This window comes from uncultured Lentibacter sp. (assembly GCF_937123735.1).
Lineage (GTDB): Bacteria > Pseudomonadota > Alphaproteobacteria > Rhodobacterales > Rhodobacteraceae > Lentibacter.
Genome location: NZ_CAKZKL010000050.1, coordinates 13952 through 38259 on the forward strand (window position 1 = coordinate 13952; position 24308 = coordinate 38259).

Consider the following 24308-nt stretch of genomic DNA (forward strand, 5'->3'; position numbering starts at 1 on the left):
CTGGGGTTAATGTGCCGCAGTGCAGAAAGATGATCCACATACCACGCTGATCACAGCAACAGCCCCGATTGCGCCAAATACGCATGGTGGGCGGGCAAAGTGTTTGCAGCGACTTGTCAGGCTTGACTTGCCTGTTCCAAGAACTGTGGCCCTCTCGTTCTCGGCCGTTCACGGGCTTGCGTCAGGTCAAATGCCCGACATGGCAAAGCTTTTGGCCCCTTTTGGTGAGCAGCCGCTTTTGTGCGTGCGGCCTTCCTCGGAAGATCCGGATTGGGGTGGTCCTGGCGCGGTTTTGAATATCGGTATGAATGACGCCATTTATGTCGATTTCTGCGATGCTTTGGGGCAGGAGGCGGCAGCCCAGATCTACCTGCGCTTTGTGCAATCCTATGCCATTCATGTTGCCCGGCTTGATCCTGATCTGTTTGAGGACATTGACTCAGACAGCCCTGACGGTTTGTCGGCGGCGCTCAAAGCCTATGAAGACGAGGCCGAGGAGAGCTTTCCTCAAGACCCGGCGGTGCAATTGGCAGCGGTTTTGCGCTCAATGGCGCGTGCTTGGGAGGGAACAACCGCACGGCTATTGCGACAGGCCAAGGGCGCACCTGCTGACGCAGGCCTAGGCTTGGTCGTTCAGCAGATGGTGTTTGGGATTGGGTCTGGAGAGAGCGGCTCTGGGGTGATTCAGCTTGTTGATTCATCCTCTGGTGAGCCACAGATCACCGGGCGGTATCTGTCTCAAAGTCAGGGTCGGGACGCTCTTGTGAAAGGAGCAGAAGCGCTGTTTCTTGAAGCTGACGCGCGTGGCCCCTCACTTGAGGAGCTGGCCCCGCAGGCTTTCGCTGATCTTAAGGCCTATACCGCCTTGATGCGTCGCAAGTTGCGAGAGGAAATGCAGGCAGAGTTTGCCATCGAGAACGGCAAGGTTCACTTGTTGGACGGCGTGCGTATTGCGCGCTCGGCGCGTGCGGCTGTACGTATCGCCGTGGATTTGGCGAAAGATAAAATTATCGCCAAAGAAGAAGCCTTGTTGCGGATTGAGCCGCGTGCTCTGAACGAGCTTCTACACCGCCAAGTTGATCCGGCTGCCATGCGCGATAGGATTGCCACAGGCGTGGCTGCCAGCCCGGGGGCTGCAACAGGTCGGATCGTGTTTTCGTCTTCAGAAGCTCAGGCCAGTGCCGCGCGCGGGGAAGCCTGCGTGCTGGTGCGGCGCGAGACGGCACCGGAAGATATTCGTGGAATGCACGCAGCCGTGGCCGTTTTGACAGAGCGGGGCGGCATGACCAGCCATGCCGCGGTCATTGGGCGTGGTATGGGGCTGCCCTGTGTCGTTGGGGCTTCTGAGCTGACATTCAACCTTCAAGCGCGCTTGATTTCAGCACCGGGAGGCCGCACCTTCAAGGAAGGTGATGTTATCACAATCGACGGCACCTCGGGGGATGTCCTGGCTGGAGAGCCTGCTATGCTTGAGGCGGCACATGATGACGCCTTTCAAGAACTGATGGTGTGGTCAGACGCTGTGCGCGACATTGGGGTGCGGGCCAATGCCGATACGCCAACGGATGCCGCCACGGCGCGCAATTTTGGTGCTGAGGGCATAGGGCTTTGCCGCACAGAGCATATGTTTTTTGAGGCGGACCGTTTGACGCCGATGCGCGAGATGATTTTTGCCGACAAAGCGCAGGATCGTCGGGCCGCTTTGGAACGCTTGCTGCCAATGCAACGGGAAGATTTTACTGAGCTTTTCCGGATCATGCAGGGAAAGCCTGTATGTATCAGGTTGCTTGATCCGCCTTTGCACGAGTTTTTGCCACATGACAAAGCAGGATGTCGCGAGCTTGCCGAGGCCTTGGACTTGCCGCTCTCAGATGTGACCCGACGGGTTGAAGCTCTGGGCGAGTATAACCCAATGCTCGGAATGCGCGGTGTGCGCCTTGGGGTGACCGTTCCGGAAATCTATGACATGCAGGCCCGCGCCATTTTTGAAGCGACGATTGCGGCCAGCCGGGAGGGAGCACCTGTTGTGCCTGAGATCATGATTCCGCTGGTTTCGGCCATGCGGGAGGTTGAACTCGTGAAAAGCCGTATTGACGCCGTGGCTGCTGAAGTCCGCTCTGAGACCGGGCAGGATTTTGAGTATCGGCTTGGCGTTATGGTCGAGACACCACGCGCCGCGCTGCGGGCTGATGAAATCGCAACGCAGGTTTCTTTTCTAAGCTTTGGCACGAACGACCTAACGCAAATGACATATGGCCTGTCGCGCGATGATGCCGGGCGCTTTATGTCGGCCTATGTGCAGTTGGGGGTTTACCCGGAAGACCCGTTTCACACGCTTGACACGGATGGTGTGGGTGAGCTTTTGAAGATCGGGGCCGAAAGAGGCCGCGCGGCCTCGCCTGATTTGGTTTTGTCTATTTGTGGGGAACACGGCGGCAACCCTGAATCTATCGCATTTTGCCGCAACGCGGGTTTCAGTTATGTGTCTTGCTCGCCCTTTCGCGTCCCTGTCGCCCGCTTGGCGGCCGCGCAGCTGGCCTTGCAAGACAAAATAGCACCCTAGGCATATTGTTGCCTGAATATGCCTGCAACTCTTGTTGAGGCGGCGTAAATATATCACAGAGCTGATTTTCGCGACATTACGCCCGCTTGCCATAACGGCACAAACCCTTAAGAGCACCGCAGATATGGATAACCACGTTAAGGAGGCCCTGCGTATGCTGCGGCTGCTTTTGGCATTTTCGATCTTCATTTGTAGCGCCGGTTCGGTGTTTGCGGATGTGACTCTCAAGCAGCTCTTCAGCAATGAACAGCGTGCACTCAATGCGATTCCTGATGCACGGATTGCAACGCTCTTTGAGCGTTCAAAGCAGGCGAAGCATAGTCTCAAAGACGTGACCTATACCAAGGGATGGCTGGCGGCTCAGCCAGATGCGACTGGTGGCGCGGAATGGCAGTGTCTGGCGGAGGCCCTTTATTTTGAGGCGCGCGGCGAGAGCGTGCGGGGGCAATTTGCTGTTGCCGAAGTTATTTTGAACCGCGTGAGCAGCACGCGCTACCCTGATACGATTTGCGAAGTTATCAACCAGGGAACGGGACGCAAACATGCGTGTCAGTTTTCATATACATGTGATGGCCATGCCGAAGTTGTTTCGGAGCCGCTGGCGTATGAGCAAGTGGCAAAAATTGCAGCCCTGTCCATGAAAGCCAGCGAGCGTCCGCTTACACAGGGGGCAACGCATTATCACACAAAGGCTGTTTCCCCCCATTGGGCTCGGAAATTTCCCCGGACAACGACGATAGGCTTTCACCATTTTTATCGCCAGCCCACGCGTCTTTCCAAGAAATAGGTCCGGCTTCCTGCGCCTCGCTGACAGCCTGGGGTTTACCTTGTGGCTACGGCGTGTATAGGCGTTGCAACCGAAAATGGGGAGCCACGCTTTGAGCTGCGAGATTACACAAGCCTTCGACCATCCCGACGCGCGATCGCACGCCACATCGGAACGCGAGCCGCTCGACCGCATTTCTGTGCGCAATCACATTGTTGAGGTTGAGATTGGGGCATTCCAGACGGAACGCGGCACCATGCAGCGTGTCTGTTTCAACATTGTGGTCGAAGTGCGCCCGCTTGCCAACGCTGTCGATGATGATGTGGATAAAATTTTATCTTACGACAAGGTGACTCAGGCAATTTCAATTGCGCTTGGGGAAGAGCGTTTGAATCTTCTTGAGACATTGGCTGAGCGTATCGCCGAGCGTATCTTGTGGGAACCACAGGCTGTGCGCGTTTTTGTCCGGATCGAAAAGCTTGATCGTGGACCGGGTGCTTTGGGGGTTGAGATCGTGCGGGCGGTCTCTGAGGCCAATGTTCCGATGGCTCCTCAGGAAAAATTGCATCCTACGATTGTCTACCTTTCAAATGCGGCGATAGCGTCGGAAAATCTCAAGGGCTGGCTTGATCAGATTGTGGCGCAAGAGCGGCCCGTGTTGATCTGTTTAGACGGGCCTGCCGAGCCGGCCCCACGCTCAGCCGCGCCCCTGGCACAGCGTCGCATAGACCTTTTGGCGATAGAACAAAACGCCTGGGTGTTGGCAGGGCGTGATCAACGCTGTGTTGTCGTGCAAACCCGCACCGAGCTTGATTGGGCAATGGAAAACGGCCAGATCAGCGTTTGGGCACCTTCCAAAATTGTTCTGGATGCCGTTGATGGGCCTGACGCAGAGCCCCAGAATGCTTTGGCGCTTGCGTTGTGGTTTGCAGAAGAAATGGAAGCAGCGCAGTTTGTGTCTTTGGGGTCAGCCGTGAAGAGTTCGGAGAAGCCATTCGATATTGTAAATGTCAGTCTTTCCGAGACGCGAGTGTGATGTGCGGTGGGTGGCCCGGGACATATGAGCAAAGTCTATTTTCGCCCTCTGGTGCAGGTCGGGCCGCTGCGGCCCGAAGGAAGCCTCCCCTTGGCGGGAGGCTGGGGCTGGTTTACGCAGCTTGAAGTCTTGGAGCGCAACCGGGCTGGCTTCGTGATCTCTGCGGCGCAAGCCCCCCAATCAATCCTGGACCTGTTGTGCCGCCCCCGGCCTGCTATCGCGGGCCTGTCTCTTGAACGCCCACGGTTGATGGGTATTCTCAACGTCACCCCTGATAGCTTTAGCGATGGTGGGCTCTTTGTTGAGCCCGAGGTTGCGCGCCGGCATGTAGAATACATGCTCACACAAGGGGCAGACATTATTGATATCGGCGGAGAAAGCACGCGCCCAGGGGCTTTGGAAGTCGCGGTAGAGGATGAAATTTCGCGCACAGCTCCGATCATTGAGGCGATTTGCGGATCTTTGAGCGCACCCGTTTCTATTGATACACGTAAAGTAGGTGTTGCGGCAGCCGCGCTCGACAGCGGGGCCGTCCTTGTAAATGACGTGTCTGGCTTCACGTTTGATAGCGCTCTTGCGCCGCTTTGCGCTGAGCGTCATGCCGGTGTCTTCGTCATGCACTCTCAGGGCGCGCCGGATACCATGCAGCTTGATCCGCGCTATGATGATGTTGTGTTGGATGTGTATGATTTCCTTGAAGAGCGTATTTCTGCCCTCAAAGCTGCTGGCGTGCCTGCGACGCAGATTGTTGTTGATCCAGGTATCGGGTTTGGCAAAACACTGTCACATAATCTCAAGCTGCTTGAGAAAATCAGCCTCTTTCACAGTTTGGGCTGTCCGATCCTTCTTGGCGTGTCCCGCAAAGGATTCATTCGAAAAATCGGCCAAGTGGACGCGCCTGAAAAGAGCGCCCCCGGGTCTATTGGGGTTGGTTTGGCTGCGCTCTCACAGGGCGTTCAGCTCTTGCGTATCCATGATGTTGGTGAAACAAATCAGGCTGTAAAGTTATGGATGGCGTCGGTGCAAGGAGACTATGGATGACACGAGAACTCTTCGGAACAGATGGGGTGCGTGGCACAGCAAACACCTATCCGATGACCGCCGAAATGGCTCTCAAAATTGGCGCTGCTGTTGGACGGTATTTCCGCAAAGATAAATCTGTGGCCCACCGTGTTGTCATCGGAAAAGACACGCGCCTTTCTGGTTACATGTTTGAAAGCGCCCTGACTGCCGGCTTGACCAGCACCGGAATGAACGTGCTTTTGTTGGGCCCGATCCCAACCCCAGCAGTTGGCCTGTTGACGACCTCAATGCGTGCCGACCTTGGTGTGATGATTTCGGCCAGCCATAACCCCGCTGTGGACAACGGCATTAAGTTTTTTGGGCCAGACGGGTTCAAGCTTTCGGACGAAGCTGAGCTTGAAATTGAGGCCCTTGTAAAGCTTGGGGCAGAGCCGGCCCAATCGCGCAATATTGGCCGTGCAAAGCGCATAGATGATGGACGGTTTCGCTACATTGAGAGAGTGAAATCAACTTTTCCGTCGGGGATGCGCCTGGATGGCGTGAAGATTGTTGTCGATTGCGCAAACGGGGCCGCTTACCGAGCGGCACCTGAGGTTCTTTGGGAGCTTGGTGCCGAGGTTATCCCTCTTGCGGTATCGCCGGATGGTTTTAACATCAACAAAGACTGCGGTTCGACGAAACCGCGGATTGCTTCGGAAACCGTGGTGGCCCATGGCGCTGATCTGGGGATATGCCTGGATGGAGATGCGGACCGAGTGGTGCTCATAGATGAGACCGGGGCTGTTGCCGATGGTGACCAGATCATGGGGTTGTTCGCCAGCCGCTGGGCCGCAGAGGGGCGGCTTTCTGGCAAGGCTTTGGTTGCGACAGTGATGTCAAACTTGGGCCTTGAAACATTCCTGAATGCCCAAGGCGTTGGCCTTGAGCGCACGGCCGTCGGGGATCGCTATGTCGTTGAGAGGATGCGTGCGGGGGGCTTTAATCTCGGTGGTGAGCAATCTGGTCATATTGTGATGACAGATTATGCGACCACAGGGGATGGCTTGATGGCCGCGCTGCAATTCTTGGCAGAGATGGTGCGGTCTGGCAAGCGGGCCTCCGAGCTGGCGCACGTCTTTGAAAAAGTGCCGCAGCTTTTGAAGAATGTGCGCTTTCAATCGGGTCAGATGCCGCTTGAAGAGGCTTCTGTGAAGGCGGAAATTGCGCGTGTAGAGCAGAACCTTGTTGGCCGCGGGCGCTTGCTTATTCGCAAATCGGGAACCGAACCACTTGTCCGAGTAATGGCGGAGTGTGAAGATGAAGATCTGTTAAGCCAATCGGTAGAAGCGATTGTCACCGCTGTTGAGCAGGTCTTATAGCGCACTGAGCCTGCTGAAAGCTGCGGCTTTTCAAAAAGTTCAAGAGCGCACAAATACTCTTTTTAAGGCGCTGAATTGGCTTAAGCCCACGCCGGCCAAGATCAGCGTGAGCGCTAAAAGCAGGCTTTGAGGGAGAGGCTCTGAGAGGAAAACTGCGCCCAGCACCACAGACCAGACAGGAACCTGATAATTGGTCAGGCTCATAAAGACGGGGCCTGCTGTTCTGATGACCCAAACACGCAGGAAATTTGCGCCTGCCGTTGGAACAAGCCCGAGGAAGCACAGAATCGCAATCGTGCGGGCGTCCGGCATGGGGGGGATGCCTTCGCTCATGAAAGCTGTCGGGATGATCAGGGCCGAGCCAAAAAGCAACGGCACTGCGGCCAGCCCGATTGGGTCAATTGGAGGCAAGCGGCGCATGACGACCGAACTGACGGCGTAGCAGCAGGCTGCGCAAACACAGGCTATTCGCCCGGGGGTTTCCAAATGAACGCCGGTCGAGCTGAACGCCTGCCCGCCAATCAGGATCACAACACCTAAAAAACCAATCACGAAGCCAAGAACTTTGCGCTGTGTCAGCTGTTCTCCCGGAACAAAGAAATGTGCCAGCGGCAGCACCAGAAGTGCGACTGCGGCCATCGAAACACCTGCAAAACCCGAAGTTACAAATTGCTGACCCCAACTGAGCAGCATGAACGGAACAGCCGAGGACAACGCGCCGACACATACGAGCGAAGCCCAGGCCCGTTCTTCAGTGCGCCAGAGTTTGCCACCCAAGACGCGCCACACAAGCACTGTGGGCAGTGTCGCAATGCTGATCCGCGCTGCGGCGATCCAAAAAGGGGTCAAGGTCTCAAGAGCCAGTTCGATGACCAGAAAGGTGCCCCCCCAAGTCAAGCCCAGAGCTGCAACCATGAGCCAACTCGCGGCTGTTATATTGGGGGGCTGTGACAGAGGCGCGCCTTTCGATGTGAGCGAAACTGGTGGAACACAGGCGCGCCCGCTATGAGCCGGAGCGTATCATGTTGAAAGGGCGCCAGCTAGGGGCGCCCTCTCCGAACTTGTGTGCGCGAGAATTTAGTTTTTCTCTTTGTCGACCATTTTGCCCGCTGAGATCCAAGGCATCATCCCGCGTAGCTTCGCACCGGTTTCCTCGATCATATGCTCGTCATTGGCGCGACGCGAGGCTTTGAGGGTTGGCTGGCCAACGGCATTTTCCAGCATGAAATCACGCACGAATTTGCCTTGTTGGATGTCAGCCAGAACCTCTTTCATACGGGCTTTTGTCTCGTCATACTTGAGGATACGCGGACCGGTCACATACTGGCCATATTCGGCAGTGTTGGAGATCGAGTAATCCATGTTGGCGATGCCGCCTTCATAGATGAGGTCCACGATGAGTTTCACTTCATGCAAGCACTCAAAATAGGCCATTTCGGGGGCATATCCGGCTTCAACAAGCGTTTCAAATCCGCAACGGATCAGTTCAACAAGGCCACCGCAGAGAACCGCCTGCTCCCCGAAGAGGTCAGTTTCGCACTCTTCACGGAAGTTGGTCTCAATGATACCCGAGCGTCCGCCGCCAATCGCCGAGCAATAGCTCAAACCGATTTCGAGGGCCTTGCCCGTTGCGTCGCGGTCAACAGCAACAAGGCAAGGCACACCACCGCCTTTGGTATACTCGCCGCGCACCGTGTGGCCCGGACCTTTGGGCGCCATCATGATGACGTCGATTCCCTCTTTTGGCTCAATGAGACCAAAGTGAACATTCAGCCCGTGTGCAAACGCGATGGCGGCGCCGGGTTTGATGTTATCGTGAACGTATTTCTTGTATGTTTCGGCCTGAAGCTCATCGGGCATAGTAAACATGATCACATCACACCATGCTGCGGCTTCGGCGATGCCCATCACGGTGAGGCCTTCGCCTTCCGCCTTTTTGGCACTTGCCGAGCCTTCGCGGAGGGCCACCACAAGGTTCTTGGCGCCAGAATCGCGCAGATTGAGCGCATGGGCGTGTCCTTGGGAGCCGTAGCCAAGGATGGCGACTTTCTTGTCTTTGATGAGGTTAATGTCACAATCACGATCATAATAAACGCGCATCGGAGGATCCTTTTGTTGGGGCTTTGGTTTGCAAAGAGATAGTTGTTTTGCCCTGTCAGAGATTTTCAAAATTCGTTGCAAAAGACATAAATGTGGATTATTTATTCGTATCTTCATCTAACTTGGAAAATTTATGCTTGATGATTTGGATAGGCGCATATTGCGACAATTTCAAGCGGCTCCTGACATCTCGGTGGCTGAGCTGGCTGAGCGTTGCGCCGTGACGGCGGCAAGCTGTTGGCGGCGATTGGAGAAGATGGAAAGCCACGGCGTGATCATTGGGCAAGAAACCGTCGTGGATTGGCAGGCGCTTGGCTTTGCTGTGGAGGTAAGCCTGCGGATCACTCTGGATAAAACCCAGACCAATGCATTCGATCTCTTTATTCGGAGCGCGCGTGAAGTGCCTGAGATCCTGGAAATTCAGACATTCCTGGGGCGTGTTGACGTGCGTTTGTCGGTGATAGCACGGGATATGGCGCATTATCAGCTCGTCTATCGTCAGCGCATTCTGACTTTGCCACATATCTCTGACATTGAAGCCTTGATGCATGTCGCGCAGATCAAGACAGATGAGAGCCTTCCAATATGATGGAACTGGATGACGCTGATAAAGTATTGTTGCGCGCTCTGATGCAAGATGCGCGCTTAAGCAGCAAAGCTCTGGGAGAAAGGCTTGGCCTGTCTCAGCCCGCAACCTGGCGGCGCATTCAACGGCTCAAGGAGGTTGGTGTCATCAAGGGGCGAAAGCTTGTGCTGGACAGGGAGAAGCTTGGGCTGGGAGTAACGGTCTTTCTTGGCGTCAAGCTGGCGACGAAAGGGCGTGTTAGCCTCGAGGATTTTGAGCGGGCGGTATCAGCTATCCCCGAGGTCTTGAGTGTCGAACATGTGTTGGGGCTGTATGATTACCGCCTCAAGGTTGTTGCGCGTGATATCCCTGATTTTGAGCGTGTCCTGCGGCGCAGGATCATGACTTTGCCTGGTGCGGGCGAAGTTGAAGCCAATGTTTTGCTGAGTGAGGAGCGGCGCCCAGGCCCAATTTGAGCTAGGCGGATGGAAAAGTTGCTGCTACCCAAAGTAGAAAATCGCGTAACGGAGATGGCCAATGGCTCTTTTGCAAACAGTTGACCCTCAGGGTCTTGATGAATTTTCAGTTGTCTTCACGGACCGCTCCCTCAACCATATGAGCCAGCGTTTCCAAGCCGTCATGAACGATATCTCTGATATGTTAAAAGAGGTTTATCATGCAGATGCTGTGGCCTTGGTTCCCGGGGGAGGGTCTTATGCGATGGAAGCTGTCGCGCGCCAATTTGGCGCTGGCGCTCATGCTTTGGTGGTGCGCAACGGTTGGTTCTCTTTCCGGTGGAGCCAGATATTTGACGCGGGCAATTTCGCTGAGCAGGTGAGCGTGTTCAAGGCGCGTCAGACGGGAAATGGTGCTCAAACACCTTTTGCCCCTGCGCCGCTTGCGGAAGTGACGGCAGCCATCAAAGCACAAAAACCTGATGTAGTTTTTGCACCGCATGTTGAGACATCGGCCGGGCTTATTTTGCCAGAAGACTATATCACAGCTTTGGCCGAAGCCGCTCATGAAGTTGGGGCTTTGTTGGTGCTGGATTGTATTGCCTCAGGATGCGCATGGGTTGATATGCGCAAAACCGGCGTTGATGTTTTGATTTCCGCGCCTCAGAAAGGATGGTCCGCATCGCCTTCTGCGGGTCTTGTCATGTTATCGGAGCGCGCTACCGAGCGTTTGGAGCATACGGTATCTGACAGTTTTGCCATAGATTTGAAAAAATGGCGGGACATCATGAAGGCTTATGAAAACGGTGGTCACGCCTATCACGCCACCATGCCAACCGATGCTTTGACGGCGTTTCGCGACACGATGCAGGAAACGAAAAAATTTGGCTTTGACAGGTTAGAGACGGCGCAATGGGAGTTGGGAGAGCGTGTCCGCGCGCTCCTTGCGAACAAGGGCGTTCGCTCGGTTGCAGCCGAGGGGTTTGGTGCTCCGGGTGTTGTCGTTAGCTATACCAGTGATCCTGACATTCAGAATGGCAAAAAATTTGCAGCACAGGGTATGCAAATTGCGGCGGGTGTTCCGCTGGCTTGCGACGAACCCGCTGATTTTATGACATTCCGGCTAGGGCTTTTTGGGCTTGATAAACTTTATGATGTGGACGCAACCGTGGAGCGCCTCAAAACTGTCCTCGACAAAGTGCTCTAAAGCTTGACGCCAAGGCCTGCTTTCATGAGGGCTTGGCGGACAGGCTTGAAGCCATATAGCGCGCTGAGCCCGAAAGCTCTGATGTCGCGCAGCGGGCGCGCTGCGACCATCGAGGCTCGGTTGAGCGCGTCGATTCCTAAAATACGGGTGCGCACCTCGGCGTGTCGGCTGCGATGGTATGCGCGGAGCATTTGAGTGTTTCCGAGGTTTTCTGGTTCGGCTTTCGCCAAGTCAAACAAGCTTCGGACATCCCCAAGCGACATGTTAAGCCCTTGCGCCCCGATGGGGGGCACAACATGGGCAGCCTCTGCGACAAGGGCGGTGCGTTGGGCTGACATGTTGTCTGCATACTGTGAAATGATCGGCCAAAGAGAGCGGGGACTTGTCAGTTTAAGTGGCCCAAGTATCGCGCAAGAGCGTTCATTGAGAGCGGCCTCAAAATCAGCGACAGGAAGGTTTTGCAGGCGCAAAGCTTCAGGTGCACGCTCCATCCAGACAACGGCGGAGGCTGGGAGGCCATCGTGATCAGGAAGTGGCACAAGCGTAAACGGGCCGCCGGAGCGGTGGATTTCAGTTGAGACATTCTGGTGCGCTAGCGGATGTTGAACCGAAAAAGCGAGCGCTTTTTGTCCGTATCGTAGCGTTTTGACGTTTATGCCAACGGATTTGCGGACTGCGGAGTTTCGCCCGTCGGCAGCTACCAGAAGACGGGCTTCTATGGTCTCTCCTGAGCTGAGCGTGACAAGAGCGCAGGATGTGCGCGTGAAGACGGTATCGACCGACACACCTGTTTTGAATGTGATATTCTGATGCTGGCGTATCATGCTGACGCATTCCCGCCGCAACAGCCAATTGGGGAAATTCCAACCAAAAGGCTGGTCTGATATTTCACGCGCATCAAACTCTGATTGGATGCGAGGTTCTGGCGTAACCCCTCCTGCATCTATTATTCGCATAATTTGTAACGGTGCGGCCTCTTTTGCCAGATGTTCCCATAGGCCAATTTCAGACAACAGGCTCTTTGCTGGTTGCAAGAAGGCGGTGCTGCGCATGTCTGCGTTATGCGCGGTTCTTTCAGTGATGGGGGTATCGGGATCTGCGCAGACCACTTCAAAGCCAAGCGCTGCAAAGCTCAGAGCCGTGATCATACCTGCTATGCCGCCACCTGCGACAAAAACATCTGTTTGACTGTGCTGCATGATCAAGCTCCAATAGATGCCTGCAAGTTAGCTTGGAGTTCGCGGCTTTCCAAGGTGTTGGGGCGCGTGAAAACAGCGCAATCCACGACAGCCGGGTTGTGCAATCTGTCGCAGTTTAGCGGTCACGAATTTCAGGCTTCACGCAGCGTATCCAAGAACGTGGAAAGGTGGTTTGTGTGGTGGTGAATATGATCTGCGGTTTCAGGTTGGGGAGCGACATGCACTGTGCGCATTCCCAAGGCATGTGGCACGATCAAGTTGCGTGGAACATCTTCAAACATAGCTGACTTGCGAGGGTTGAGCTTTGCGGTTCTAAACACACGCTCAAAGGCACGCCTGCGCGGTTTGGGTTCAAACTCTGCATGTTCTATCCCGAAGACAGCATCAAAAACACCTTCCAGTCCGCGGGCCTGTAACACTTTTTCAGCATAGGGCTGAGTGCCATTTGTGTAGACAATTTTTTGACCAGGCAAACCCTCAAGAGCGGCCCTGAGATCTGGGTCCTCTTGAAGCGGATGAAAAGAAATATCATGAACCTCCTCAAGATAAGGGATGGGATCAACTGCATGATGTGTCATCAAACCCGCAAGCGTTGTGCCGTAAGTCGCCCAGTAATTTTGTCGCAGCTGATCGGCTTCCTGTTGTGAAACCGTCAGTTCTCGCATGACGTAAGTTGTCATTTTGCGTTCAATTTGGTCAAAAAGCGCCATTTGCGGCGGATAGAGCGTATGATCGAGGTCAAAGACCCAGGTGTCGATATGGCTGAAGAGTTGTCTATTCATTTGCAGAGGGTTACCCAAGCCTATGAGGTTTTGCAACGGATGCGGACTTGCACCTTTTTCTTGCCGCGATAGGGTAACGGGATGCCAAAGGGGGCCTCTATGAAAGAAGTAAAAACATCACAGAAAGACGCTTATGGGCTTATCCTTGAGGCTATTGACAGAGGAGTTTATCGGCCCGGAGATCGCTTGGTTGAGAACGAGCTGGCCGAGCGTTTCGGGGTCTCGCGCACGCCCATTCGAGAGGCTTTGCAACGTTTGGAGACACAGTCTCTGTTGACACGCGACGGGCGCAGTTTGATTGTTGCCTCATTGGATCACAATCAGATGGCTGAGCTATATGCCGTGCGCACCGAGCTGGAAGGGTTGGCCGCTCAGCTTGCTGCGCGTCATGCAACGGATGAGGAAATGCGCGTTCTGCGCGATATGATTGAAGAGGACCGTGCCCTGGTTGACAGCCCAAATGCGCTGGCACAGGCCAACCGTAGGTTTCACCATCAGATACATTTGGCGTCACACAACAGGTTTTTGGTGCAACAGCTCAATCTGGTGCATCAATCGATGGCGCTGATGGCGACAACTTCGTTGGCGGCCGAAGGGCGCAGCGGGAAGGCTCTAGAGGAGCACGATATGATTGTGCGTGCAATAGAGGCGCGTGATGAGCACAAAGCGCGCGAAGCTTTGAAGTCCCACATATCAAAAGCCTTCATTACGCGCCTCAAGCTTGACGCCGGGACGTAAGCGAGAGGGCGTGTTACGCACGCCGTTTTCCAGAGCTTTCAAGGAATGCCCATGCTGTGTCTTGTCCCAGTAAAAGGGTTTGACCAGCAGTTCCAGAAGGGCCTTGTAGGCGGCCATCGCCCCGAGCGGGTAGTAAAAATGCATCGTGGGCACCCAGATAAACAGATGGCGCAGCGTGGGGCGTGATACCGCGGTCGCATTGATGAGCGCATTGATCAATTCAATAACCAGAAAGCTGGCACCAAGCGCCAATAGAATATCGCGCGAGACAAAAGCCTCAAGAGGATGGGGCAGGCCCAATAGGACCAGCCAGAAACTCCACAAGATGGGGGCCAGTATGAATTGTGATAGAGCCGTCACGAAATGCGCCTGCACACCGCAAAAGCGCCAAACTCCGATCTCTCGCATGAGACGCCTTGGGCTGCGCATATGAACAAGATAAGTCACCATATAGCCTTTGAGCCAGCGAGAGCGCTGACGCACCCAGGGCCAAAGGCGGCAAACAGCTTCCTCCCCCGTACGAGTAGGGATGACATCTGTTCGATAGCCATAACGGGCGAGGCGAAATCCGAGATCAGCATCCTCGGTGACATTGTGTGCATCCCATCCACCGAGCTTTTCCAGCGCATCGCGCCTGAAAAACAAAGTGGTCCCGCCCAGGGGGATAATAAAGCCAAGCCGCGCCATGCCGGGTAAAATTAACCTAAACCATGCGGCGTATTCGATGGTAAAACAGCGTGCGAGCCAGTTTTGACGGCTGTTATAATAGTCCAAGACACCTTGAAGGCACACAAGATCCTCGCCCGCGGAGTGAAAATAATCGGCCACAACATGCAATTGATCGGCTGCCGGAGCATCTTCGGCATCCCAAACACCGACAATGTCACCTTTGCAAAAGTCCAAAGCATAGTTCATCGCGCGTGGTTTTGTTTTGGGCACACCTTCGGGCACCTCCACAACTGAGAGCCACGGCGGCAGCTCACAAGATCTCAAGACCTCCTGTGTCAGCTCGTCATTTTCTTCCACAACCAGAATAACGTCCAACAGGGCCTTCGGATAGGTCAAGCGCTTTAAGCGCACAAGAAGCGCTGTGGCTATTTCTCGCTCCTTGAACAGAGGGACCATGACTGAGATGCGCGGGAGGTCTTTTTCGGGGCAGGTTGGGGGTGTTTGCTCAGGTTGCTTTGACATTTCGGCGATATACGAGACAAGGCGCATAACTGCGGAAATGATCAATGTTGTCACGGCCCAAATGGTGAGAATTCCGAGTGCAAGGCGCGGGAAGGCTGCAATGGCACCCACAAATGCGAGCAGTGCAAGAATCGTCATAACCAAACGCTTGCGGCTTGTGTGGTGTTGCCATGTGCGGCAGCTGAAGTCTTCTGATACGCGCGCTGATGCTCGCGTGCGCAGCGCAGATTTATGGTGTGTTGTGATCCAATCGATGATCTTGTCATGCTCTGCAAAAGCGAAAGTGAATTTTGAGCGATCCTTCACATGGTGAGCCAAAAAATCTCGGTAGCTTTCAGGGCAAGAGGCAAGAAGTGTTATCTGGCCATTGTTTTTTTGCCAGGGAATGATGGCGTAGCGCAGCAAGACCCCCGGATCAAAAAGAGCAGATAAGGTCTGATCAGGGGGGCTGGCAGTGAGGTCAATCAGCGGGAGGCGCAAAAAAGCTGCGTGGGCGTTGACGATTTCATCCGGGGTTAGAACGCTTTGCTGGCGTAAGCAGCGCTCAACACTGGTATCAAGGCGGCGAGCTTCGGTGACTGCGGCCATCAATGCACTGGGGCTGATTAAGCCGGCGTCCAAAAGGTAATGCCCAAAATCGCCTTGAACACCAGAAGGCCTGCGCTTTAACGGTTGCATCGCGGAACACTCACCCAAACAAAACTATGACTGGTTGAGGGTATGTGAATTTGGTTAACTGGCCGTTAACTAAATCTTAACAAGATGTTACCAGCTGCTCTTAAATAGTTAACGCGCCGCCATGTAGCCGGCAAACTTCTCAAACAGGTAAAAGCTATCTTGCGGGCCTGGGCTTGCTTCCGGATGGTGCTGGACAGAGTAAACTGGCCTGCCTTCAAGCGCGATCCCGCAATTTGACCCGTCAAAGAGCGATATATGGGTTTCGCGCACCCCTTTGGGGAGTGTTTGCGCATCAACCGCAAAGCCGTGATTCATTGAGGTGATCTCAACTTTGCCACTGTCGACATCTTTCACGGGGTGGTTGGCTCCGTGGTGCCCGTGGTTCATCTTGATCGTTTTCCCGCCCAAAGCCAACGCCAACATTTGATGCCCCAAACAAATGCCAAAAATCGGCAAGTCTGTTGTGTCCAAAATTTCGCGGATCATCGGAACGGCATAGGCGCCTGTGGCGGCCGGGTCTCCCGGTCCGTTTGACAGAAATACGCCATCCGGCTTGTGTGCAAGCACGTCTTCGGCAGTTGCTGTAGCTGGTAACACCGTCACGTCACAGCCAACTGAGGCAAGACACCGCAGGATGTTGCGTTTCGCCCCGTAATCGAGAGCAACAACTTTGTATTTTGGCGCTTCTTGTGCTGTGTAGCCTTCTGGCCAGGCCCAAAGCATTTCGTTCCATTGGTAGGTTTGCGCACATGTGACCTTTTTGGCGAGATCAAGACCTTCCAAGCCGCTAAAGCCTTTGGCCAAAGCCACAAGGGCGCTCGTATCAAAATTGCCGCTTGGATCGTGCGCCAGAGCGGCATGTGGTGCGCCCTGTTGCCGAATGGCACGCGTTAAACGACGGGTATCAACACCACCGATAGCAATACGTCCGCGCGCCGCCAGCCAGTTTGAAAGATCTTCTGTTGCGCGCCAATTGCTGGGGGATGTTGGATCCCATTTGACAACCATGCCTTCTGCAACAGGGTCTGCTGTCTCGTTGTCTTCTGTATTGACGCCCGTATTACCAATGTGGGGAAAGGTAAATGTCACGATCTGCCCAGCATATGAGGGGTCAGTCATGATTTCTTGATAGCCTGTCATGGCTGTGTTGAAGCAAAGCTCGGCAACACACTGTCCCGTTGCCCCAAACCCGTGTCCGTAAAAAACTGTTCCGTCAGCAAGTGCAAGACATGCTGTCGGATGCGAGGGGGTTGCCTGCGCCATTTGGGTCACTCCAGCCAGTAAATTGGCGCATTCCTACGTCTGAGGCCCGCGAGCGTCAAGGCCTCATGCGCCTGTTGTCTCGGGGCCCAGTCTTCGTTAATGTTGATAAGCTGATCCTCAACCTAGCTTAAAGGCGATTCAATCATGCGCGAAGAAATTACAGCCGCACTCAAGCAGGCTATGCGAGACAAGAACAGCGCGCGCCTGTCGACGCTTCGCCTGATCAGCGCTGCGATCAAAGATAGAGATATTGCCGTGCGCAGCGAAGGCAATGACAGCGGCGTGAGTGATGAGGAGGTCTTGGCTATTTTGGTTAAGATGGTGAAGCAGCGCCAAGAAAGTGCGCGGGTCTATGAAGAGGGTAACCGGCTTGACCTTGCCGAACGTGAGCTCTCGGAGGTTGTTATAATTAACGAGTTTTTACCACAGCAGCTGAACGCCGAAAAAACAGAAGAAGCGATTGCACAGGCAATCGCCGACACGGGCGCCGAAAGTATTCGTGACATGGGCAAGGTTATGGGCGAGTTGAAGTCAAAATTCACCGGTCAGATAGATTTTGGTGCGGCTGGCGCCAAAGTAAAGGCCGCTCTGACCAACCGTTGAGCACCGTGGCATCGCAGGCCTGCTCTCAGCCGGCTACGCGCGCGCAGCGCGCGCTGCTGTGAGGCACTGTTAACCATTCATAGATAATTCCCTGAACTCTGCGGGTTACCGCAAGATTTTGAATGCTCAATCTGCCTTTGCGGGCGAGGAAAGGGACACTATGAACAAAGTGATTACGGACGGTGTGCAGCTGATGCCGCCAAAATTCGTGGATGGTCTTGATCTTTGGTCAAGTCAAAACGGAACGCCTGGCTCTGATACCTATGCCAACAGCCCGAACGCTGCCTTTGTGCCCGCAGACCCTGACTTTGGTGGCTGCCTTGAGCTTGTAAAATCGGATGCCACCCAAAAACTGCGGTCTATGGCGCAGACACCCATTCTGCCCGGGTGCTACCTTCAAGTCCGTGCAAAGGTGAAAGCTGTCAGTGGTCCGCTGCCCAGCGTCAGAATAGCGGCTTGGGCGGGATCTTCCTCGGGAGGGCATTTGGCCGGGGTGATCGAGCAAGGACCAGAGGTGCCTCTGAGCTCTTACGGTGAGGTGAACGAAGTTTCAGCGATTATTGGCATGGGCAACCGAAGCGGAGTGGATCTGGCTTGGGGGCGTGAGGCAGCCTTTGCCCATATTGGCCTTGATTTGAGTGGGACAACGGGTGGAGTCGTGCGCATTGATGATATCGTCGTAGAAGACATCACAAGCGCGTTTCTACGCGATATGCTCGCGATGGTGGATGTGCGAGATTTTGGTGCCGTCGGCGATGGTGTTTCAGATGATTTGGCCGCCTTTGAGGCGGCGGATGCGGCGGCGGATGGCCGTTGCATTCTTGTGTCCAAGGGCACTTACTTTCTCGGAGACAGCATCACATTTGAGCACCGTGTTCGCTTTGAGGGCACCATCACCATGGCGGACGATCATGCTTTTGCCCTGACTAAGAACTTTGATTTGCCGGCCTATATCGACGCGTTTGGCGATGAAGAACTTGCTTTCAAGAAAGCACTGCAAGCTCTGTTTGGCAGCTCTGATCATGAATCCCTGAATATGGGTGGCCGCCGCATCAGCATCACGCAACCCATTGATGTGCAAGCGGTTGTTGGACGTGATACTTATTCAACGCGCCGTCACATCCACAGCGGTCAATTTGACGTAAAGTCTGGGGCCGCTTGGGATACGGAGGTCTTCTCAGGGCAGGGAACTTATTCAAGCTCAAACAGCTTCAAACTAACTGGGGTCACAAATATTGCGACTATTCCTGTTGGTGCTTTGGTGGAAGGAAATGGTGTTGGGCGTGAAGTATACGTCCGTGCAAAAAACATTGCGGCCCAAGAAATCACGCTGTCCAAACGGCTTTATGATGCCGAGGGCACCCAAAACTATACCTTCCGCCGTTTCAAATACGTCCTGGATTTTTCGGGGATGCAGGATCTGGATCGCTTCTCGCTTGAAGATATAGAGTTTCGCCTTCAAGGAGAGGCCAGCGGTATTCTTCTCGCGCCGACAGGGCTGATTTTTTCTGTCGAAAACTGCTTTTTTACAGGCCCAAAAGATCGTGGCATCACCAGCCCAGGGGAGGGGTGCCAAGGGCTTCATGTGGACAGGTGCCAATTTCTCTCAAATGAAAACCCAGTGCCCTCGCAAGATCGGACCACCATTGCTCTGAATACCAATGGCAACGATATTAAGTTGCGCAACAATCGGGCGGTCAAATTCCGCCATTTTGCTGTCATTGGGGGGTCCGGCTCGATTATCACGGGCAACCATTTCTTTCAGGGCGATGGGGAAACCAATGGATTGCGCCTCGGGGGGCTTGTGCTTACGGGCTCCAACACGCGCGCGACGATTGATGGCAACTACATTGACAACTGTTTTATCGAGTGGACCAATGAACATGATGACGAACCTGGGTTTAGTGCGGAGTATTCGTTTAGCCAGCTCAACATCTCCAACAATATTTTCCTCGCAAGCCATGTGGCGCCTTGGTTCAGCTACTTTGTTGTCAAACCTCATGGCAGTGGTCACTTCATCAATGGGTTGAATGTGCAGGGCAATTTCTTCCGAATTATCGGTGGATCAATTGAGCGGGTGGAGCGAATTGATACCAGCTTTGCCGACTTCAACTATAGCCGCATGAAAAATATTGTCTGGCGTGACAACATGTATGCAGCTGTTGACGTGGCAACGGTCAACCCGCTGGTGTTTTCGCATACAGAGCAGACCGAGAGTGACCGTTGGGTTATCTCGGGAAGTCCGCAGCTTCCGTTCGGAGGTTGGGTTCGCAAGGTAGAATCTGTGGTTGCAGAAGGGGCCATCCGCAACGCCTCCAATGTGAAGCGGTTTGACATGCCTTATGTCGATATTTCTCAAGGAACCAACAACGATCAGGTTTATGTCAATTGGGAGCAGCCAGTGCGCGGCCAGGTCGTCGTGACGATGCGGATGGATACACCAATTTAGGCTTGTTCTATAGGGTGGGGCGTTGGCGCGCCTCGCCCTAAAACGCTTTCCAAAGTCCGATCTTTAGCCCGTATTCGCGCCCGCCGGTCAGAGCGACGGAAGCGCCGAGCTCAAAATGCGCAGACGGGCCCATGGGCAAAGCAAACGACGGCGCTATGCGCAAAAAACTTGGGTCACCTCTTTGGCGACCCGCCTGAATTTGCCACATCGATTTGAAGCCACCGCGATGGTTTCTGCCGTAGGTTAAGTCAAGTTTTCTATCCGTTCGATTGCGCCCCAAATGGTGTTCCAACAAAATATCAACGGTCATCCAGCCCGAGCCTGTGCCATTTGAAAAACTGCGTCCGTAGGTCAGGCCTGGCCGGACAACAAAGTCTTCGGCAACTTTGCCAATTCCCAACTCTGCGGCAAAGAGATGTGGGGTAATCTGGCGAAATATGGGGCTGCGCAGGAACAAGATCGCCTTTGAGTCCCCCGAAACAGAATGACCAATGTCTGTTCCCAGTGTGAGCTCTTTGGTGAGGCCATATTCAATGTAGTTGCTCACATAGTAGTTTGCGGGCGTCCCCAGGTTTGGCGCGCTGATCTGAAGAGAGGTCATGGCGAAAATGTTACCAGCCCCGCGTGGCCAAGGTCCCGCGAGGGCAGTGCTGGCAAAGGCCAGCAGGAAAAAAAGAACACATCTGAACATCATGCTTAATCCGGTGTTCACTTTCCTTAAAATGAATGAAGGTTTGGTTAACGCGCTTGAAGCCAGCACAAGGCACCTTATCTTGTTAAAAACTCAGGAAAGGTGCGACTATGAAATGTCCAGTTGACGGAGAACTGCTTGTCATTACCGAGCGCAGCGGTGTGGAGCTTGACTATTGCCCGCGCTGTCGCGGGGTTTGGTTGGATCGGGGCGAATTGGACAAGATTATCGCCGTTGCGGCCAGCGAACCTGCTCTGCGCCCGGAACCAGCTCGGAGTGCGCAGACGGAACATGATTCGCGGCGCGAAGATGCGCGCGGTTATCGCGAGACGAGCCGCAAAAAGAAACGCAAAAGCGGTTTTGCGGATATCTTGGAAGATTTGTTCGATTTTGATTGAGAAACTGCGCTCCGCTCGCCTCTGTTCCGGCTTCCTTTGACCAATTGGGCTTTTGCAGGCTACAAATGGATAAAAAAGGAAGAATAATGCGATATTTTTTGTGTTTGACGGCTCTTGGGATGCTTTCCGGCTGTGGCGTGCCGTTTGTCCCGTTTGTTTGAGGCGATTTTCTGATGAAACGCTTGGTTTTAACGTGTTTTCTGGCAGCAAGTGCCGCACAGGCGCAGGATGTTTCAATCACCAAGTCCATGCGCTCTGTTTCGGTGCAAACGCCGCAAGGAGAGGTTAAAATTTCGCGTATTCAGGACCTTGAGAACAAGATTTCGGGTGACTGGGCGCTGACCTCGCGGGAATGTCCCAATTTTTGCGTTCAACCCATCATTCCGGCGCCCGGTGTGACGCCGATTGGCGAGCTGGAGCTTCTGGAATTTCTCAATGATCCCGAAGTTGTGGTGATCGACGGGCGCGTGCCGCGCGACTTTGCGGGCGGGGCCATTCCGGGGGCTGTGAACGTGCCCTATACGGAGGCCGCCGACAGGCTGGGCGAGCTGGGCTGCGAGCCTGATTTTGACGGGTTTATCTGTGAGGGAGAGGGCGTGAAAAGCGCGGCGCTCTATTGCAACGGGCCGTGGTGCGGCCAGTCGCCCACCGCCGCGCGCCGCATGATCGAAGCGGGCTTTCCCGCCGAAAAGCTCTATTATTACCGCCCCGGGATGCAGGGCTGGCGTATGCTCGGGCTGACTGTGACGGGGAAGTGAGGTGCGCGTCGTTGGGCCGGGGTGCGGCGATTGAAAGGTAGGTTTATGGCGCTTTATGCCAGCCAAATCCTTCTAACATCACTACATTGCGCATACTTCAGCCAAATCGCCGTGCCGTGGGGCGGCCCAGTCACATTGCCAAAAGCAATGTGACCCGTTGCGCGGCGGCCTGCGGCCTTGATTCCGCGCACAGAAGAAGCCAATAAGTTAGGGGAGTGCCCTTCTTCAATATCAATAGCTTACCGCCCCCGCCGCTTTACATTCCCGCCCCTTTGCCCCGGGCGGCCGGCTGTTGAGCGGCCGCGTGCTTTTTTGGCTTCGTCAGCCGCGGCCTCGACGGCGGATTGGCGCGCCAGCGGGTCGTCGGACACAGCCAAATCCACAGCTTCAAGCCGTTTGACCTCGTCTCTGAGCCTTGCGGCCTCTTCGAACTCGAGGTTTTCGGCGGCTTTGCGCATATCAAGGCGCAGGCCTTCGAGCACGGTTTGCAGGTTGCCGCCTTGCAAGGCCGGGTCAATCTTGGCGGTGACGCGGTTCATATCCACATCGCCCTGATAAAGGCCGGAGAGGATGTCATCGACGTTTTTCTTGACGGTCTCGGGGGTGATTCCGTGTTCTTCGTTGTAGGCGATCTGTTTGGCGCGGCGGCGGTCTGTTTCGCCCAAAGCGCGCTCCATGGAGCCTGTGATTCGGTCGGCATACATGATCACGCGGCCTTCGGCGTTGCGCGCGGCGCGGCCGATTGTCTGGATGAGCGAGGTTTCGGAGCGCAAAAACCCCTCCTTGTCAGCGTCCAGAATGGCCACAAGCCCACACTCGGGAATATCAAGCCCCTCGCGCAGAAGGTTGATGCCGATGAGCACATCAAACGCGCCAAGCCGCAGATCGCGCAGGATTTCGATCCGCTCCAAAGTGTCGATGTCAGAGTGCATGTAGCGCACGCGCACGCCCTGTTCGTGCAGATATTCGGTCAGGTCTTCGGCCATGCGCTTTGTCAGCGTGGTGCAAAGCACGCGCTGGCCGAGAGCGGCGACGCGTTTGACCTCATCGAGCAGGTCATCGACCTGTGTTTCAACGGGGCGGATTTCGACCACGGGGTCAAGCAGGCCCGTGGGGCGGATGACCTGCTCGGCAAAGACGCCGCCGGATTGCTCCAGCTCCCATTTGGAGGGGGTCGCGGAGACAAAAACCGACTGGGAGCGCATGGCGTCCCATTCCTCGAACTTGAGCGGGCGGTTGTCCATGCACGAGGGCAGGCGGAAGCCATGCTCGGCGAGGGTAAATTTGCGGCGGTAGTCGCCCTTATACATCCCGCCGATCTGGGGCACGGAGACGTGTGACTCGTCAGCAAAGACAATGGCGTTGTCGGGGATGAACTCAAACAGCGTGGGGGGCGGCTCGCCTGTTTTGCGCCCCGTGAGGTAGCGCGAGTAGTTCTCGATCCCGTTGCAGAAGCCTTGGGCTTCCATCATCTCAAGGTCAAAGTTGGTGCGCTGCTCAAGGCGCTGGGCTTCGAGCAGTTTGCCTTCGCTCACAAGCTGGTCAAGGCGGGTGCGCAGCTCGGCCTTGATCTGCTGGATGGCTTGCAGAAGGGTTGGTTTGGGGGTGACATAGTGCGAGTTGGCGTAGACGCGCACCTTGTCCATATTGCCGGCCTTCTCGCCGGTGAGCGGGTCGATTTCCTGAATGCTCTCAAGCTCTTCACCAAAAAAGCTCAGTTTCCAGGCGCGGTCGTCAAGGTGGGCAGGCCAGATCTCGAGGCTATCGCCGCGCACGCGAAAGGAGCCGCGCTGAAAGCCCGCATCGTTGCGCTTGTATTGTTGCGCGACAAGGTCGGCCATGATGCTGCGCTGGTCGTAGGTCTCGCCGACTTCGAGGTCTTGGGTCATCGCGCCGTAGGTTTCAACGCTCCCGATGCCGTAGATACAGGAGACCGAGGCGATGATGATGACATCGTCACGCTCAAGCAGCGCGCGGGTGGCGGAGTGGCGCATTCTGTCGATCTGTTCGTTGATCTGGCTTTCCTTCTCGATGAAGGTGTCAGAGCGGGCGACATAGGCTTCGGGCTGGTAGTAGTCATAGAAGCTGACAAAATATTCGACCGCGTTTTCAGGGAAGAAGCCTTTGAACTCGCCGTAGAGTTGGGCGGCGAGGGTTTTGTTGGGGGCAAGGATGATAGCGGGGCGCTGGGTTTCTTCGATAACCTTGGCCATGGTGAAGGTTTTGCCTGTGCCGGTTGCGCCCAGCAACACCTGGTTGCGTTCGCCCTCAAGGATGCCCTGGGCCAGCTCTGCGATGGCTGTGGGCTGGTCGCCCGCTGCCGTAAAGGGTGTGTGCATCACAAAACGCTTGCCGCCTTCGAGCTTTTCGCGGCCGCGCACATCGCTTGAGGGGGCATTGATGAGGGCGGGCGTTGAATCGGTGTGGACATGGGGCATGAGGAGCTCGCAATTGGTGCAGTCTTATAACTTGAGCTATTGGGGCT

At 55.0% G+C, this 24308-nt stretch carries 21 protein-coding genes and 1 pseudogene; 13 read left to right on the forward strand and 9 right to left on the reverse strand.

All coding sequences use genetic code 11. From position 1 onward, the window contains the following. Positions 1-19: 19 nt before the first annotated feature. From ppdK to glmM, 5 genes are all read left to right on the forward strand, one after another. Positions 20-2563 (forward strand): pyruvate, phosphate dikinase, encoded by a 2544-nt coding sequence (ppdK, locus tag Q0478_RS14065; RefSeq protein WP_298680350.1) that lies wholly within the window; start codon positions 20-22, stop codon positions 2561-2563. 124 nt (positions 2564-2687) lie between these two features. After that, the gene (locus tag Q0478_RS14070) at positions 2688-3350 is read left to right on the forward strand and encodes a cell wall hydrolase (RefSeq protein WP_298680352.1); all 663 of its coding nucleotides are present in this window, start codon (positions 2688-2690) and stop codon (positions 3348-3350) included. Positions 3351-3441: 91 nt separating this feature from the next. Next, positions 3442-4365, forward strand: coding sequence for a dihydroneopterin aldolase (locus Q0478_RS14075; RefSeq protein WP_298680354.1), 924 nt, complete (start codon positions 3442-3444; stop codon positions 4363-4365). A gap of 24 nt (positions 4366-4389) precedes the next feature. Further along, complete coding sequence (folP, locus tag Q0478_RS14080; protein ID WP_298680356.1) at positions 4390-5406, forward strand: dihydropteroate synthase; 1017 nt, start codon at positions 4390-4392, stop codon at positions 5404-5406. Further along, positions 5403-6746: a phosphoglucosamine mutase gene (gene glmM / locus Q0478_RS14085; protein ID WP_298680358.1), complete on the forward strand. Its 1344-nt coding sequence runs from the start codon at positions 5403-5405 to the stop codon at positions 6744-6746. The genes folP and glmM overlap by 4 nt, the downstream gene beginning before the upstream one ends. Before the next feature lie 39 nt (positions 6747-6785). Here the strand turns inward: glmM and Q0478_RS14090 are convergent, their stop codons facing one another. Together Q0478_RS14090 and ilvC are read right to left on the reverse strand one after the other, a co-directional pair. Next, positions 6786-7661, reverse strand: coding sequence for a DMT family transporter (locus Q0478_RS14090; protein WP_298680360.1), 876 nt, complete (start codon positions 7659-7661; stop codon positions 6786-6788). Between the two features lie 162 nt (positions 7662-7823). Beyond that, positions 7824-8846: a ketol-acid reductoisomerase gene (ilvC, locus tag Q0478_RS14095; protein WP_298680362.1), complete on the reverse strand. Its 1023-nt coding sequence runs from the start codon at positions 8844-8846 to the stop codon at positions 7824-7826. A 133-nt stretch (positions 8847-8979) separates the two neighbouring features. Here ilvC and Q0478_RS14100 point away from each other — a divergent pair, with 133 nt between their 5' ends. The 3 genes from Q0478_RS14100 to Q0478_RS14110 all read left to right on the forward strand — a co-directional run bounded on the left by Q0478_RS14100 (position 8980) and on the right by Q0478_RS14110 (position 11073). Next, positions 8980-9435: an Lrp/AsnC family transcriptional regulator gene (locus tag Q0478_RS14100; RefSeq protein ID WP_298680364.1), complete on the forward strand. Its 456-nt coding sequence runs from the start codon at positions 8980-8982 to the stop codon at positions 9433-9435. Further along, positions 9432-9887 (forward strand): Lrp/AsnC family transcriptional regulator, encoded by a 456-nt coding sequence (locus Q0478_RS14105; RefSeq protein WP_298680366.1) that lies wholly within the window; start codon positions 9432-9434, stop codon positions 9885-9887. Before Q0478_RS14100 ends, Q0478_RS14105 begins: the two co-directional genes overlap by 4 nt. Positions 9888-9948: 61 nt before the next feature. Beyond that, the gene (locus Q0478_RS14110; protein ID WP_298680368.1) at positions 9949-11073 is read left to right on the forward strand and encodes an aminotransferase class V-fold PLP-dependent enzyme; all 1125 of its coding nucleotides are present in this window, start codon (positions 9949-9951) and stop codon (positions 11071-11073) included. Here Q0478_RS14110 and Q0478_RS14115 read toward each other — a convergent pair. Further along, on the reverse strand, positions 11070-12272 hold the full coding sequence (locus Q0478_RS14115) for a UbiH/UbiF family hydroxylase (protein ID WP_298680370.1): 1203 nt from the start codon (positions 12270-12272) through the stop codon (positions 11070-11072). The two genes, Q0478_RS14110 and Q0478_RS14115, sit on opposite strands and share 4 nt — an antisense overlap. A gap of 131 nt (positions 12273-12403) precedes the next feature. Next, the gene (locus Q0478_RS14120) at positions 12404-13054 is read right to left on the reverse strand and encodes a pyrimidine 5'-nucleotidase (protein ID WP_298680372.1); all 651 of its coding nucleotides are present in this window, start codon (positions 13052-13054) and stop codon (positions 12404-12406) included. Between the two features lie 99 nt (positions 13055-13153). Between Q0478_RS14120 and Q0478_RS14125 the strand changes: the two genes are divergently transcribed. Beyond that, positions 13154-13792 carry a GntR family transcriptional regulator gene (locus Q0478_RS14125; protein WP_298680374.1) on the forward strand — a complete coding sequence of 213 codons (639 nt, stop codon included), beginning with the start codon at positions 13154-13156 and terminating at the stop codon, positions 13790-13792. Here the strand turns inward: Q0478_RS14125 and Q0478_RS14130 are convergent. The 3 genes and pseudogenes from Q0478_RS14130 to carA form a co-directional block, all read right to left on the reverse strand. Further along, positions 13748-15121, reverse strand: a complete 1374-nt coding sequence (locus Q0478_RS14130; protein WP_298680376.1) for a glycosyltransferase family 2 protein — start codon at positions 15119-15121, stop codon at positions 13748-13750. The two genes, Q0478_RS14125 and Q0478_RS14130, sit on opposite strands and share 45 nt — an antisense overlap. A gap of 102 nt (positions 15122-15223) precedes the next feature. Then, positions 15224-15661 (reverse strand): annotated as a pseudogene (locus tag Q0478_RS14440) (hypothetical protein); the annotation flags it as partial. Between the two features lie 108 nt (positions 15662-15769). After that, a complete protein-coding gene (carA, locus tag Q0478_RS14135; RefSeq protein ID WP_298680378.1) occupies positions 15770-16924 on the reverse strand; it encodes a glutamine-hydrolyzing carbamoyl-phosphate synthase small subunit in 1155 nt (384 codons plus the stop codon). A gap of 144 nt (positions 16925-17068) precedes the next feature. On the opposite strand from carA, the gene Q0478_RS14140 reads away from it, so the two are divergent. Beyond that, positions 17069-17527 (forward strand): GatB/YqeY domain-containing protein, encoded by a 459-nt coding sequence (locus Q0478_RS14140; protein WP_298680380.1) that lies wholly within the window; start codon positions 17069-17071, stop codon positions 17525-17527. Positions 17528-17687: 160 nt separating this feature from the next. Next, complete coding sequence (locus tag Q0478_RS14145) at positions 17688-19976, forward strand: right-handed parallel beta-helix repeat-containing protein (protein ID WP_298680382.1); 2289 nt, start codon at positions 17688-17690, stop codon at positions 19974-19976. Between the two features lie 37 nt (positions 19977-20013). Here the strand turns inward: Q0478_RS14145 and Q0478_RS14150 are convergent, their stop codons facing one another. Beyond that, positions 20014-20688, reverse strand: a complete 675-nt coding sequence (locus tag Q0478_RS14150; RefSeq protein WP_298680384.1) for a hypothetical protein — start codon at positions 20686-20688, stop codon at positions 20014-20016. 89 nt (positions 20689-20777) lie between these two features. Here Q0478_RS14150 and Q0478_RS14155 point away from each other — a divergent pair, with 89 nt between their 5' ends. Together Q0478_RS14155 and Q0478_RS14160 are read left to right on the forward strand one after the other, a co-directional pair. Further along, positions 20778-21065: a zf-TFIIB domain-containing protein gene (locus tag Q0478_RS14155; protein ID WP_298680386.1), complete on the forward strand. Its 288-nt coding sequence runs from the start codon at positions 20778-20780 to the stop codon at positions 21063-21065. A 173-nt stretch (positions 21066-21238) separates the two neighbouring features. Continuing rightward, complete coding sequence (locus tag Q0478_RS14160; protein WP_298680387.1) at positions 21239-21823, forward strand: rhodanese-like domain-containing protein; 585 nt, start codon at positions 21239-21241, stop codon at positions 21821-21823. Positions 21824-22062: 239 nt separating this feature from the next. Here Q0478_RS14160 and uvrB read toward each other — a convergent pair whose 3' ends face one another. Continuing rightward, positions 22063-24261: an excinuclease ABC subunit UvrB gene (uvrB, locus tag Q0478_RS14165; RefSeq protein ID WP_298680389.1), complete on the reverse strand. Its 2199-nt coding sequence runs from the start codon at positions 24259-24261 to the stop codon at positions 22063-22065. Positions 24262-24308: the final 47 nt, after the last annotated feature.

What these genes read in the sequence shown, in the direction of transcription:
- Q0478_RS14070 (WP_298680352.1), top strand. Translation starts at nt 2,688, where the DNA reads ATGGATAACCACGTTAAGGAGGCCCTGCGTATGCTGCGGCTGCTTTTG.
- folP (WP_298680356.1), top strand. Translation starts at nt 4,390, where the DNA reads ATGAGCAAAGTCTATTTTCGCCCTCTGGTGCAGGTCGGGCCGCTGCGG.
- glmM (WP_298680358.1), top strand. Translation starts at nt 5,403, where the DNA reads ATGACACGAGAACTCTTCGGAACAGATGGGGTGCGTGGCACAGCAAAC.
- Q0478_RS14090 (WP_298680360.1), bottom strand. Translation starts at nt 7,661, where the DNA reads ATGGTTGCAGCTCTGGGCTTGACTTGGGGGGGCACCTTTCTGGTCATC.
- ilvC (WP_298680362.1), bottom strand. Translation starts at nt 8,846, where the DNA reads ATGCGCGTTTATTATGATCGTGATTGTGACATTAACCTCATCAAAGAC.
- Q0478_RS14100 (WP_298680364.1), top strand. Translation starts at nt 8,980, where the DNA reads ATGCTTGATGATTTGGATAGGCGCATATTGCGACAATTTCAAGCGGCT.
- Q0478_RS14105 (WP_298680366.1), top strand. Translation starts at nt 9,432, where the DNA reads ATGATGGAACTGGATGACGCTGATAAAGTATTGTTGCGCGCTCTGATG.
- Q0478_RS14110 (WP_298680368.1), top strand. Translation starts at nt 9,949, where the DNA reads ATGGCTCTTTTGCAAACAGTTGACCCTCAGGGTCTTGATGAATTTTCA.
- Q0478_RS14115 (WP_298680370.1), bottom strand. Translation starts at nt 12,272, where the DNA reads ATGCAGCACAGTCAAACAGATGTTTTTGTCGCAGGTGGCGGCATAGCA.
- Q0478_RS14120 (WP_298680372.1), bottom strand. Translation starts at nt 13,054, where the DNA reads ATGAATAGACAACTCTTCAGCCATATCGACACCTGGGTCTTTGACCTC.
- Q0478_RS14125 (WP_298680374.1), top strand. Translation starts at nt 13,154, where the DNA reads ATGAAAGAAGTAAAAACATCACAGAAAGACGCTTATGGGCTTATCCTT.
- Q0478_RS14130 (WP_298680376.1), bottom strand. Translation starts at nt 15,121, where the DNA reads ATGACGATTCTTGCACTGCTCGCATTTGTGGGTGCCATTGCAGCCTTC.
- carA (WP_298680378.1), bottom strand. Translation starts at nt 16,924, where the DNA reads ATGGCGCAGGCAACCCCCTCGCATCCGACAGCATGTCTTGCACTTGCT.
- Q0478_RS14140 (WP_298680380.1), top strand. Translation starts at nt 17,069, where the DNA reads ATGCGCGAAGAAATTACAGCCGCACTCAAGCAGGCTATGCGAGACAAG.
- Q0478_RS14145 (WP_298680382.1), top strand. Translation starts at nt 17,688, where the DNA reads ATGAACAAAGTGATTACGGACGGTGTGCAGCTGATGCCGCCAAAATTC.
- Q0478_RS14155 (WP_298680386.1), top strand. Translation starts at nt 20,778, where the DNA reads ATGAAATGTCCAGTTGACGGAGAACTGCTTGTCATTACCGAGCGCAGC.
- Q0478_RS14160 (WP_298680387.1), top strand. Translation starts at nt 21,239, where the DNA reads ATGAAACGCTTGGTTTTAACGTGTTTTCTGGCAGCAAGTGCCGCACAG.
- uvrB (WP_298680389.1), bottom strand. Translation starts at nt 24,261, where the DNA reads ATGCCCCATGTCCACACCGATTCAACGCCCGCCCTCATCAATGCCCCC.